Origin of the sequence: Streptomyces deccanensis (assembly GCF_022385335.1) — a bacterium.
In the GTDB taxonomy this organism is placed as follows: Bacteria; Actinomycetota; Actinomycetes; order Streptomycetales; family Streptomycetaceae; genus Streptomyces; species Streptomyces deccanensis.
Map to the genome: position 1 here is coordinate 1,231,990 of NZ_CP092431.1, position 12,934 is coordinate 1,244,923.

At 70.5% G+C, this 12,934-nt stretch carries 8 protein-coding genes and 1 tRNA gene; 4 read left to right on the forward strand and 5 right to left on the reverse strand.

Going from position 1 to position 12,934, the window contains the following annotated elements:
- Positions 1–28: 28 nt before the first annotated feature.
- From L3078_RS05640 to L3078_RS05655, 4 genes are all read right to left on the reverse strand, one after another.
- The gene (locus tag L3078_RS05640) at positions 29–1,708 is read right to left on the reverse strand and encodes an MFS transporter (RefSeq protein ID WP_239751423.1); all 1,680 of its coding nucleotides are present in this window, start codon (positions 1,706–1,708) and stop codon (positions 29–31) included.
- Positions 1,709–2,289: 581 nt separating this feature from the next.
- Entirely contained in the window at positions 2,290–3,864 is a 1,575-nt protein-coding gene (locus L3078_RS05645) for an alpha/beta hydrolase (RefSeq protein WP_239751427.1), read from the reverse strand.
- Between the two features lie 115 nt (positions 3,865–3,979).
- Positions 3,980–4,321 carry a hypothetical protein gene (locus L3078_RS05650; RefSeq protein WP_239751430.1) on the reverse strand — a complete coding sequence of 114 codons (342 nt, stop codon included), beginning with the start codon at positions 4,319–4,321 and terminating at the stop codon, positions 3,980–3,982.
- Between the two features lie 221 nt (positions 4,322–4,542).
- A complete protein-coding gene (locus L3078_RS05655; RefSeq protein WP_239760225.1) occupies positions 4,543–6,951 on the reverse strand; it encodes an MMPL family transporter in 2,409 nt (802 codons plus the stop codon).
- A gap of 180 nt (positions 6,952–7,131) precedes the next feature.
- Between L3078_RS05655 and L3078_RS05660 the strand changes: the two genes are divergently transcribed.
- The 4 genes from L3078_RS05660 to L3078_RS05675 all read left to right on the forward strand — a co-directional run bounded on the left by L3078_RS05660 (position 7,132) and on the right by L3078_RS05675 (position 12,381).
- The gene (locus L3078_RS05660) at positions 7,132–7,821 is read left to right on the forward strand and encodes a response regulator transcription factor (protein WP_239751432.1); all 690 of its coding nucleotides are present in this window, start codon (positions 7,132–7,134) and stop codon (positions 7,819–7,821) included.
- 327 nt (positions 7,822–8,148) lie between these two features.
- Positions 8,149–9,354, forward strand: coding sequence for a sensor histidine kinase (locus tag L3078_RS05665; protein ID WP_338059464.1), 1,206 nt, complete (start codon positions 8,149–8,151; stop codon positions 9,352–9,354).
- Between the two features lie 559 nt (positions 9,355–9,913).
- Positions 9,914–10,885 carry a non-homologous end-joining DNA ligase gene (gene ligD, locus L3078_RS05670; RefSeq protein ID WP_239751435.1) on the forward strand — a complete coding sequence of 324 codons (972 nt, stop codon included), beginning with the start codon at positions 9,914–9,916 and terminating at the stop codon, positions 10,883–10,885.
- Between the two features lie 194 nt (positions 10,886–11,079).
- Positions 11,080–12,381, forward strand: coding sequence for a vanadium-dependent haloperoxidase (locus L3078_RS05675; protein ID WP_239751438.1), 1,302 nt, complete (start codon positions 11,080–11,082; stop codon positions 12,379–12,381).
- A 134-nt stretch (positions 12,382–12,515) separates the two neighbouring features.
- Here L3078_RS05675 and L3078_RS05680 read toward each other — a convergent pair.
- A tRNA-Trp gene (locus tag L3078_RS05680) sits at positions 12,516–12,590 on the reverse strand.
- Positions 12,591–12,934 lie beyond the last annotated feature (344 nt).

A 12,934-nucleotide genomic window follows, 5' to 3' on the forward strand; every position in this document is an offset into this window, starting at 1 on the left:
CGACAAGCCGCACCGGCCGCCCCCGCCCTCAATGCTCCGAGCGGCGCGGCGCGGCCGGTGCGCCGGTGCCGGGCGACTTGGAGGGATCCTGGCCGCCCGGTGGTGTCGGACGTTCGGGCCCCGTCGGTGTCGGACCGTCCGTCCGGGCGCCCGGCAGTCGTGGGGTGACCAGGAACGCGGCGAGGGTGATGCCGCCGGTGGCGAGGATGGCCGCCTTCAGGCCGTCCAGCTGGGCCGAGGCGTAGGAGTCGGCGAGGGCGTCGACCTCGGACGGCGGCAGCCCGGCCCGCTCGGCGGCCGTACGCACCTGATCGGTGGGGACGAAGCTGATCCCGGCCTGGAGCGCGACACTCGTCTGCTGCTTGGCCTCCTGCGACAGCGCCGGATCGTCCTCCACCTGTGAGGTGAGGGCATGGGCCAGGGCGCCGATGAGCAGCGATCCGATGAGCGCGGTGCCGAGGGCGGACCCCAGGTTCTGGGCCGTGAACTGCAGTCCGCCGACCTCGCTGCGCTCCTCTTCTCCCACGCTGGACTGCACCACGTTCCCCAGTTGCGAGGCGAGCAGCCCCATGCCGACGCCGAGCAGTGCCATGGCCAGCGCGAACTGGGTGTCGTCGATGACGGGGTCGATGGTGGCCAGCAGCCACACGATGGCCCCGGCCAGGGTCACCAGGGCCAGCCGCACCACGCGGCGCGGTCCGGCCCGTCGGCCCAGCCGGGCGGCGAGCAGGGAAGCGACCAGCATGGTGACGGAGACGGGGAGCAGCCGCAGTCCGGTCTGGAAGGCGTTGAAGCCCTGCACGACCTGGAGGTAGAGCGGGATGGTGAAGAACAGCCCGAGCAGGATCAGGTTCTGACTGAGCAGGGCCAGCAGTCCGGACCGCAGCGGGGGTCGGTGCAGGAGGTCCAGGTGGACCAGGGGTTCGGTGCCATGGGCCGCCCGTCGGTGCTCCCAGCGCGCGAAGGCGGCCAGGACGAGCACCCCGGCGCCGATGACGAACAGGGTCGGTGCGAAGCCCATGACGGTGAAGGGCGGGTTGCGGGGCTGAACCCAGCCCCAGCTGCTGCTCTGCAGCACACCGAGCACACCCAGCCCCAGGCCCGCCGCCGACAGTACGGCGCCGACGGCGTCCATCGGGGGACGAGGCCCGGTCCGGGGCGCCTCGGTGATCGCCCGGCGGAAGCACAGCACGGCCAGGACGACCACGACCTCGCCGGCGAAGACCAGCCGCCAGGTGAGGTAAGTCGTCACCCAGCCGCCCAGCAGCGGGCCGACGGCGATCCCGGCCCCGGCCAGCCCGCCGATGACGCCGTAGGCGACAGCCCGGTCCCGGCCCCGGTAGGCCTCGGCGACGAGAGCGGCCATGGCCGGGAGCACCATCGCGGCGCCGAGGCCCTCGATGACCGACCAGCCGAGGGCGAGGACCCACAGGGTGGGCGCGACGGCGGTCAGGGCCGAGCCGGTGCCGTAGACCACCAGGCCGAGGAAGAAGAGCCGCCGGCGGCCGAGGATGTCGCCGAACCTGCCGCCGATGATCATAAAAGCGGCCATGACCAGCGCGTACAGCGTGATGACGGCCTGGATGGCGGTGACCTCGGTGTCGAAGTCCTCGACCAGTTGGCTGATCGAGACGTTCATGACGGACGTGTCCAGCACCATCAGGAACTGCGCCGTCCCGAGCACGATCAGAGCCCGCCAGTGCTTCACGGCATCCACCTCGCCGACTCGACCCGGAACCCCGACAGGGGGTGACCGGCGGCGACCCGTTCGCCACCTCTATCGCAGCTCAGAAGCCCTTTCCCCGCCTCACCCGCCACGGGCGAGGCAGCCACCCCACAACCGGGAAACCCGAGCCCGCAGGAGCACCGAGCCGATCACCGCGGCGGCCGCTCCCGGCTTCGCCCCTACGGGGTGCGGCGGGATGACGCCGGCCTTGGCCGGCGCGGGCTACCACGTGTTGGTGTTCCACCCGACTACCGCGATGGCATTGCCGAATCGCGTGGTGAACACGGGCACCGGACAGTAGCGATCCTGCCCACCGTTGCGGCTGATGTGCGCCGTGAGCCGCCTGGGGGAGCCGTCGTGTCCCACCGTGTTCAGCCGCTCCAGCCCGGCGATCCGCGCCGGGTGGGCCCCTACCGCATCGTGGGGCGGCCCGGATCCGGCGGTATGGGTACGGTGTACGCCGCTCTCACGGCTCCTGAGTCATGGGGCGCGGCCCGGCCGGAACCCGGTCGGGCCGCGCCCCGTCGCTCAGGACCAGGTCCGAGGATGCCGCGTCACGCGGTTCACCGGTATGTCCCCGTGCCCAGCAGTTCGGGCAGCGGGTTGATGAGACCGCCGGTCGGCGACTGCCGCTGGGCGGTGGGGCCGGTCGGCCAGACCGCGGGGCAGTGGGTGCCCTTGCGGGGGGTCTTCAGAGTGAGGAGGTATGTGTCGATGGCGTCCCGCGCGCATGGGCTCAGCCAGTAGGTGCCGTGCCCGGCACCGTCGTAGGTGAGGAAGGCGGCCTCGCGGCCGATCTGGCGGGCCGCGTTGGAGCCCCAGGAGTACGGCGTGGCCACGTCATAGCGGCTGTTGGTCACCAGGATCTTCGGGGTGCCGTCGACACGGAGCCTGTCCTGCGGGTTGGTCACCTTCGTCGGCCAGTTCTGGCAGCCGGTCACGTCCATCCAGCCGATGAAGCTGCGACGGGTGACGGGGGCCAGGCGGGCCAGTTCGCGTTCGTGGCGGGCGAGGGTGGCATAGGACCGGACGTTGAGGTCGTAGTCCTGGCACAGCACCGGCAAGTACGCGAACTCGGTCGGCTCGCCGTGCTTCTTGCCGGACCGTGCCGACGCCGGGTCGGCGGCGTCGATGTCCTTGAGGGTCTGAGCGAACCTGAACCAGTCGGACGGGTCGTACATGTACTGCACGACGATGCCCTGGAGGTCCAGGGGGGTGGCCTTCTGGGGCGGGTCGCCCGGCAGGACCAGTTCACCGGCCTCAGCGCGCTTGTACAGCGAGTCGAAGAGGGCGCGGGCGTCCCGGCCGTGGAGCGCGCAGGACGGCGTACGGGCGCACCAGTCGGCGAACTGGCCGTACGACTCCTCCACCGCGATGGTGTTGGTCTTCTGGTAGGCCCACGTGCCCAGGCTGTGGTCCATGTTGGAGTCGATGGTCATCGCGCGGATGCGGTTCGGGTAGCGCTCGGCGTACTGCTGGCCGATCAAAGTGCCGTAGGAGACGCCGTAGTAGCTGATCCGCTTCTCGCCGAGGCCGGCGCGGATCGCGTCCATGTCCCGAACGACGCTCGAGGTGTCCACGTGGTCGACGAGCGGTCCCGTGAGGTCGCGGCAGCTCTCGCCGAGCGCGCGGTTCGCGTCGCGGAGGGCGGCGAAGGAGGCGGCACTGTCCGGGTCCATCGCCTGCCACTGGGCGTTCAGGAGGTCCTCGTCGCACTTCACGGGGTTGCTGCGGCCGACTCCACGCGGGTCGAAGCCCACGATGTCGAAGCGCGCCAGCAGTTCGGGCGAGAAGGAGTCGGGAGCGCTGAACGCGAAGTTCACACCCGAGCCGCCCGGGCCACCGGGGTTGATCAGCAGCGAGCCGATCCGGCGCTCGGGGTCGGTGGCGAGGTGGCGGGCGAGGGCCAGGTCGACGGTGGCGCCGTGGGGTCGCTTCCAGTTGACGGGCACCTTGAGGGTGGCGCACTCGAAAGTGCCCGAAGCGCCCTGGTCGGAGGACGGTTCACAGGGCGTCCAGGCTATTCGCCCAGGTGACGAGGTCTTGGCGGAAGGGGCGGCCACGGCCGTCCCGACGAGCAACTGGCTGAACAGTGCGGTGACGAGCGCTCCGACAGCCAGTCGTCTGCGCGCTTGCACGCGCGGGAACAGTGGGGGGTTGAATGGCACAGGTGTTCCTCAGTGCATCAGAAGTCAACAGACGAAACAGAGCATGGGCCCAAGGTGCTTGATAAATCAAGGAAATGATGGTGAATCAGATGGTGCCCACGCAACTCCGAAGCATCGGGGTCGTCTGCCGGGTAATGGGCCACCGCGTGTGCCCGTAAGAGCGGACAACCGCAGTCGACAGCGGTGCGAGCCCGGCCGAACCATCGCTCATCGGAGCAGTATCGGCGAGGAATTCCGGATCGCGGTCGGCCGACAGTCCGCCGGCGTGCTGGGCATGCGCCATATCGCGGGCGCCCAGTTCGATGAGCGTGTGCAGCTGACGTGTGTTGGCCGCGGCGACCTCCGCGGCGCCGATCAGGCCTCCCAGCGAGTCGTACTCGCGCAGGACCGCCGCGGCACCAAGCCGTTGGTTGAAAGCGTCCAGCACCGCGATCAGCAGACCGCTACAGGTGCCGAACTACCGGTAGGGCGAACCTGTGTCATCGTCGACCGAAAGCACCAGCGCCTCCACCTGCTGACCGAACCGACCGGGGCGCTACGCCAAGCACCGCAGCCACATCCCCGGGGAGCTCGTCACACTCCCCAGGGATGTGGGCGGCAAGGGCGTGCTGGACGTCGAGCGCGTCCTCAAAGCCGCACTGGCCTGAGCTAATTGACCGTGTCCACCTCGTTCTCCGGCGCTTCCGCCAACTCCACGTCGTGCACGAGGGGTCCGTCCCCCACGACCACCTGGCCCGCTCGGGACGCGTACGGCGTCGCCGTCGCCGCCAGCAGATACTTCCCCGCCCCCGGCACCGCAACGCTGTACGACCCGTCCGCCAGCGACGTCACCCGGTCCAGCTGACGCCCCTCCTTCGTCAGGAGCGTCACCGCCGCGCCCTCCACCGGCTCGCCCTCCTGCGTGCGGATGAAGCCGCGGATCACCGAAGCGGGCTCACTCGGCGACGGGACCTCGTCCTCGTCCTCCTTCGGTTCCACCGCCAGATGCGGCAGCCGCTTCTCCAGCCCGGCCGGAAGCCACCAGTTCGCCTTGCCCAGCAGGTGCATCGCCGCCGGGACCAGCGCCGTACGGAGGATGAACGCGTCCAGGGCCACCGCCGCCGCGAGGCCGAGGCCGAGCATCGCGCCATCGAGGGTGCCACTGAGGACGAAGGCGCTGAAGACGCAGATCATGATCAGGGCGGCGGAGTTGATGACCCGGCTCGTCTCGGCGAGGCCCACGCGCACGGACCGTGCGTTGTCCTTCGTGTGGACCCACTCCTCGTGGATCCGACTCACCAGGAACACCTGGTAGTCCATCGACAGGCCGAACAACAAGGACAGCATGATGACCGGCAGGAACGACGTGATCGGCCCTTCCTTGCCGCCGAGCAGATCCAGGCCCCAGCCCCACTGGAAGATCGCCACCAGCACACCGAAGGACGCGGCCGCCGCGATGAGGTTCATCAGCGCGGCCGTCAGCGGAACCACCAGGGAGCGGAAGGCCACCAGCAGCAACAGGAAACCGAGAGCGACGATCGCCGCGATGAAGTACGGCAGCCGTTCGCCGGTCACCGTCGCGAAGTCCTTGTAGACCGCCGTGACACCACCCACGTGAGCCGTGGCCCCGGACTGGGGGATCACCTCGTCGCGCAGGCGGTCGATCAGCTGGTCGGTCCTTTCGGACTGTGGTGATGTCGTGGGCACCACCCGGATCACCGAGACGCCGTTCACGGGCGGGAGGGCGGCGACCTGGGCCACGCCCTCGGTCTTCCCGATGGCCGACACCAGCGTCGCGGGTGCCGAGCCGTCCACGACCACCTGCAACGGCCCGTTGAAGCCGGGGCCGAACCCCTCGGAGAGCAGGTCGTACGCCTGCCGCGTCGTCGTCGACTCCGCCTGGTTGCCCTGGTCCGAGGTGCCGAGCCGGAGCGACAGGACGGGGACGGCGACGGCCGCCATGACGACGAAAGCGATCACCGCGACCGCGCGCGGGCGCCGCTGCACGTACGACGACCAGCGTGCCGCGAGATTGCTCGCCTCCTCCGGCTCGGGGCCGGACGTGGCGAGCCGGTGCCGATCCCGGCGGCTGAGAACCCGCATGCCGAGCATCCCCAGCAGGGCGGGCAGCAGGGTGACAGCGGCCAGGATGCTGAGCACCACGGTCAAGGAGGCCGCGATGACCACCCCGTCCAGGAACCGCATGTTCATCACCAGCATGCCGCCGAGCGCGATGCACACCGTGGCACCCGCGAACAGCACCGCGCGACCGGAGGTGTTCAGGGCCGTGATCGCCGCATCCTCGGGCTTCACCCCGCGCAGGATGCCGCGCCGGTGCCGGGTGACGATGAACAGGGCGTAGTCGATACCGACGCCCAGGCCGATCAACGAGCCGACCAGCGGGGCGATCTCGGGCACGTTCGTGACGTGGCTGAGCAGCGTCGTCGCCATGGTGGCGGTGCCGACCGCGGCGACGGCCACCACGATCGGCAGCAGCATCGCGAAGAGCGAACCGAAGGCGAGGAAGAGGACCACCCCCGCCGCCACGATGCCGACCAGTTCGGACAGTCCCGCGGGGGGTCGCTGGACGGTGGCGATGGCCTGGCCGCCCAACTCCACCCGCAGACCGGCCCGTTCGGCGTTCTGGGCCGTGTCGATGACGTTCTCGACCAGCTCCTTGGGGACGGCGTCGGCCTGATGGGCGAACGTCACCTGGGCGTACGCGGTCCGCCCGTCCCGGCTGATCTGCGGGGCGCCCCCCTTCGCGTACGGGCTCGCGACCACCCCGACGCCCTCCATCCTGCCGATCTCATCGAGCGCGGGCTGGATCCGGGACCGTACGGACTCGTCCCGTACCGATCCCGCCTCCACCTTCCACACCACCGTGTCGGTGTCTCCGGAGCTCTGCGGGAAGGCCTTCACCATCAGGTCGTTCGCGTGCTGGGAGTCCGTGTTCGGAAGGGAGAAGACGTTGGTGTAGGTCGTCCCGGCGGCCGCACCCGCCGCGCCCAGTCCGAGCAGCGCGCCCACCCACAGCAACAGGACCACCAGCCGGTGCTGATAGCACCATCGTGCCAATGCCACCACGTTCGTATTCCTCCAGAGTCGTTGGTCAAGAGTCGGTCGGTTGGTCCCTCAGGTCCTGGGCAACAGAATTGGCGGCGGCACGCACGCGTGGGAACGTCATGCCGACGACTCTCAAGAAACTCCAAGGCAGGAAAAGGGCCTGCTGTCAGCGGCCGCGCGGATACTGGAGCCATGACGAAGGCTCCTGGCACCGTGCTGGTCGTGGAGGACGAGGAGAGCATCGCGGACGTCCTCGCCATCGCCCTGCGCTACCACCGTTTCGAGGTGATGACGGCGGGCACCGTCCGCGAGGCGCTGGCACTCGCCGAGCGCACCCGGCCCGACGTGGCGCTGCTCGACGTGATGCTCCCCGACGGCGACGGCCGCGCCCTGGGAAAGCGACTGCGCGCCGACCGGTCCGACCTGGCGCTCGTCTTCCTCACCGCGCGCGACTCGCCCGCGGAGATCGTGGGCGCCCTCGGCTTCGGCGACGACTACATCACCAAGCCGTTCAACATCGACGAGGTGGTCGCCCGGATCACGGCCGTCCTGCGCCGTACGCGTCCGGCCGATGTGCTGCCGCAGCGCCCGCCGCTGACCTACGGCGACCTGGAGCTGGACGAGACGACGTACTCGGTGCACCGCGCCGGCCGCACCGTGGAGCTGACGCCCACCGAGTACGCGCTGCTGAGATTCCTGGTGCGCAACCGCGGCCGCATCGTGTCGAAGGAGCAACTTCTGCACCACGTCTGGCGCTACGAGCACGCGCCGGCCGAGTCGACCGTGGTCGAGACCTACATCAGTTATCTGCGCCGCAAGCTCGACACGCTCGGGTCGCCGGTGATCACGACCCGGCGGGGCGTGGGATACGGACTGGCATGAGCGAAGGCCGCGCCCGCTTCGTCACCCGTTCCCGCGCTCGCTTCCGCGCTCGTTTCCGCTGCCGTCGTGGCAGCCACTCCCTGTGCGGCAAGCTCACCCTGATGTACGTGGTCATGCTCACCCTGGGCATCGGACTCGCGACCACCGTGAGCGTGATGGGCATGCGGATGTACCTGCTCGACAGTGTCGACACGGAGTTGATGTCGATGCGCGGCTCGATGGGCGAGGCACGGATCGGCATGGAGCAGGTCGACTCGCTGGGCGCTCTGGTCGCCGTCCGGGACGACAACTCGCCCCCCCTCCTCGGCCGAGGACGCCGACTCCCTCGTGCGGCACGCGTTCTTCACGGCCCTGGACGAGAAGGGGAAGCCGCTGACCGTAGGCGGTTTCACGCCGACCGCCCAGCAGAGCGCGCTCGCCGGCGCCGTCGGCGACCCGGCCGCACTGGTCAAGGACGACGAACCGCACGACGTCAGGGTGGCGGGCTCCCCCTACCGGGTCACGGCGGCCCGACTCGACGACGGTACGACCGTGCTGCTCGCCACTTCGACCGGGACGCTGCACGACGTCCTCACCAAGGCCCTCAAAGTCGGCCTCGTCTTCGGCGCACTGCTGCTGGCTCTGCTCGGCTGCCTGACGATGTTCGGTGTGAGCCGCCGGTTGCGGCCGCTGCAGGACATGGTGGAGACCTCGTCGGCGATCGCCGAGGGCGACCTGACGCGGCGTGTCCCTTCCAGCCCCCACCCGGCGCAGGAGGTCGAACAGCTCCGGCTCGCCCTCAACTCCATGCTCCAGCAGGTCGAGTCGGCGTACCGGACGCGCGAGCGCAGCGCCGCCCAGCTGCGCCGTTTCGTCGCCGACGCCTCGCACGAGCTGCGCACACCGCTGTCCGCGATCCGGGGTTACCACCAGCTGTTCGACAAGGGGATGCTGCGCGAACCGGCCGAGCGGGAGCGGGCCTGGGACCGGATGACCGGGGAGGCCGACCGCATGGGCCGCCTCGTCGACGAGCTGCTCACCCTCGCCCGCCTCGACCAGAGCCCCGAACTCCGCTTCCGCAACGTCGACCTGGCGCGTCTGGTCCGTGACGCCGCCGAGGACCTGCGCGCTCAGCAGCCCGACCGCCCGGTGACCGTCGACGCGGACGGCAGCCTCCTCGTCCACGCCGACGAGTCGGGGCTGCGCCAGGTGCTGGGCAACCTCATCGGCAACGTCCGCACCCACACCCCCGCCGACGTCCCGGTCCGGCTGACCGTGGAACGCACCGACGGTGCCGTACGCCTGTGCGTCGCGGACGAGGGCCCGGGCCTCACCGAGGAGGACGCCTCCCGCGTCTTCGACCGCTTCTTCCGCGCGGGAGGGGGCGGGGGCAGCGGTTTGGGGATGGCGATCGTGCAGGGGGTCGTACGAGCCCACGGTGGCGAGGTGGAGGTACACACGACTCCCGGCAAGGGCTTGAAGGCAACGGTCACACTCCCTCACCTGCGGGCGCGGGGAACCGCGCAAGCGACCACCACCAACGCACACCCGTGAACCCACGAGGACCCACCACGTCCGTAGGCGTCAGCCCGCCCCGAGCGGAGCGACAAGCACCCAACCGTCTGCCCATGCCGCCCCCGGCTCCACACCGCCCACGCGGAAACGATGCGCCGCACCAGGAACAGCCCCCGCCCGGACTTCTCGAACACCCGCCCCAGCAAACACCCGCGCTTCCCAGGCGTGGCACGGGACGAACTCGCGGCTGAGCCGTCCCCAGCGCTTCATCGACCATGCTCCGCCGAATCGGTCCCAGAACGCGGCCGCTTACTCGTCAGCTGACCGTCGGTGCATAGGCACGTCGTCACCTCTCGCGCCTCCCACGTGCCGGCCGTCCGGGTCCGGGTCCGTCCGAGAGGAGAAGCATGCCGGGGCACTGGCAGAGGCTGGTGGGAACGAGCCGAGCAGCAGAGTCACTCCGCAGGTCCAGGCGATGGACAGCAGAGCACTCCGCAGGGTCGGCCGCAGCTGATCCGCAGCGCTGATGGCGGGGCTGTCCGGGGGAATGTCCGGCTGCCCAGGTGACGCCGCGCACGACTGCGGCCACACCTGGCCCATGGACCCGCTTCCCGTCCTCGCACCCATGCTCGCCTCCACCGGGAATCTGCCGCTGCCCGGCGGCGACGAACAGTGGGCGGTGGAGACCAAGCAGGACGGCCAGCGCGCCCTGGCCTTCCTGCCCGGCGACGGCACGGTGACGATCCGCTCCCGGGGCGGGCACGCGGTCACCGCCGCCTATCCCGAGCTGCACGGCCTGCCCGCCGCGCTCGGCGGCCGGTCGGCGGTGCTGGACGGGGAGATCATCGCCACGGACGCGGACGGCCGCCCCGACTTCGAACTCCTTCAGTCCCGCATGGGCCTGGCGCGCAAGCCCGACCGCGCCGCCCGCCTGGCGCTGCGGGTCCCCGTGCACCTGGTGGTGTTCGACGTGCTCTACCTCGACGGCCGGGACCTCACCAGCCGGCCCTGGACCGAACGCCGCCGGGCCCTGACCGGCCTCGGCCTGCACGGACCGGCCTGGTCGGTGCCCGCGGCCGTCGTCGACCACGCCGCAGGCGCACTCCGGGCGACCCGGGAAGCCGGGCTGGAGGGCGTGATCGCGAAACGGCTCACGTCGCCCTACCGGCCGGGCGTACGTTCCCCCGACTGGATCAAGATCAAAAACGTGCGGACCACCGATGCCGTCATCGGCGGCTGGGTACCCGGCACCGGCCGGCTGGCCGGACTGCCCGGCGCCGTCCTCCTCGGCGAGCTCCGCGACGGCCCGCTGCGCTACATCGGTTCGGTCGGCACCGGCTGGAGCGACCGCGAACGCCGCCGGCTCGCCGACCTGCTCGCGGTGGCCGCCTGGACCACCTGCCCCTTCACCCCCGCCCCCAAGGTGGCCGGAGCCCGCTGGGTCCTGCCCCGTCTCGTCGCCGAGATCACCTACACCACCCGCACCCGCGCCGGATACCTGCGCCACCCCTCCTGGCACCGGCTCCGTCCCGACCTCACCCCCGGCGACTCGCCTGAGGCCAACCGCTGAGGCCAACCGCTCGTAGAAGCGTGTCCTGGAGGGTGCGACCGGTAGGCGCGCATGGTGAGGTGTCGCGCTTCCTGACGGTGAGCGACAAGGACATCCGCGTGTGAATCCCGTCGGATTGTCGATGTAACGACAAGAACTAACACCCCCGCCGATAGGCTCGGACAATCTGTCACCGACAAGCCCCTGGGGGTCTCGTGACACAACGTCCGCTCGCCGGATCATTCACCGGATCATTCAGAGGGTTACGCCGTATCGCGGCCCTCACCGTACTCGCCCTGACCGTCCCACTGACGGCCACCACCGCCCAGGCGCACAGCGGCGTGGAGGCTGCCCCGGGCAATCCCGTCATCGCCTGGAACATCCACGCTCAGAGCGCCATCTACGACACCGCCAAGCAGTCGCCCACCACCAGCACCCGCAGCTTCGCCATCGTGCAGGGCGCCGTGTACGACGCGGTCAACGCCGTCGCCGGCCGTCCGTACGAGCCCCTGGTCAGCGCGCCCCGCAGCCGCCCCGGGTCCTCCACCGCCGCGGCGGTCGCCGCGGCCGCCCACGACACGCTGCTGTGGCTCTTCCCCGCGCAGGCCGAGTCGCTGAACGCCCGGTACGAGGAGGCGCTGGCCGCGATCCCCGACGGCCGCGCCGAGGACGGCGGGGTGGCCGTCGGCAGGGCCGCCGCCGCGGCGATGACCGAGAGCCGCCGTGCCGACGGCTTCGACCCCACCGCGCCGTGGACCGTCGGCACCGAGCCGGGCCAATACCGGCTCACCCCGCCCGGCTACGTCAACGTCGGCGCCTGGGTGCCGAACCTGAAACCGTTCGTCGTCCCCGACGCCGGCGCCTACCGGGTCAAGCCCCCGCCGGCCCTGACCGGTACCGCCTGGGCCCGCGACCTGAACGAGGTCAAGAGCCTCGGCGCGGCCACCAGCACCGTCCGCACCGAGGACCAGACCGAGGCGGCGATCTGGTGGGACGACCCCCGGATGGTCGAATGGTCGATCACCCGGCAACTCGCCGGCGCGCACCACCTGGGCAGCCTCCGGACGGCGCGGCTGCTCGCCATGGTGTACGTGGCCTCCGCCGACACCCTGATCGCCTGCTACAAGGCCAAGGCGCACTGGAACTTCTGGCGCCCGGTGACGGCCATTCCGCTCGCCGGCACCGACGGCAACGCGGCCACCGATCCCGACCCGGACTGGACGCCGCTGCGGGTCACCGCCCCGTCGCCGGAGTACCCGTCGGGCCACGCCTGCTTCACCACGGCGGTCATGACGGCCCTGGGGTCGTTCTTCGGCCGTGACGACCTCACGTTCGCCGCGTACAGCCCCGCCTCCGGCACGACCCGCCACTACGACAGCCTTCGGGCGGCGACGGCCGAACTCCTGGAGGCGCGCGTCTGGGCCGGCGTGCACTACCGCTTCGCCTCCGAGCACGGGCACCGGCTCGGGCTGGCGGTCACCTCCGACGTCCTGAGCCGCGCCTTCGAGCGGCGCTGACGCGGCCGTCCCTCCCCACCGCCGACAGGACAGCTCGGGACAGCACCAACACCGGGACGGCGACAGAAGCACAGCTCGTCCGGCACGAGCGAGTGGCCGGCGTTCCCATGAGGACCCGGCCACTCGCTGTCGCGCAGGGGCGGCAGGATTTGAACCTGCGGCGTGCGGGTTTGGAGTCCGCTGCTCTGGCCAAACTGAGCTACGCCCCTTCGGTGGTTGGAGCGTGGCACGGCGATGAATCCTTGCGCCACCGGATTTCAGGCAGAACGCGGGCTCAGGGTCAGATGCCGGGCGGCACGGGCCCGGTGATCTGCATCCAAGAGGTCCAGCAGAGAAAGTCCCACCGTCATGGGACGGTTGCGGGGTGCGAGCACATGGAATCGAACTTGCCGGTTTCATTGACGGGCTTCCGACTGAGACCTATCTTCTGATCGAACTTGCGAACAATGTTCGATTTTTCGAACCACGGCCGTCAAAGGGGACTGCCCGTGTTACGCACCTGTCTCCGGCCTACTCCTGAGCCGGCTCCGGCGGCCCTCTCCGCTGCCTTCGA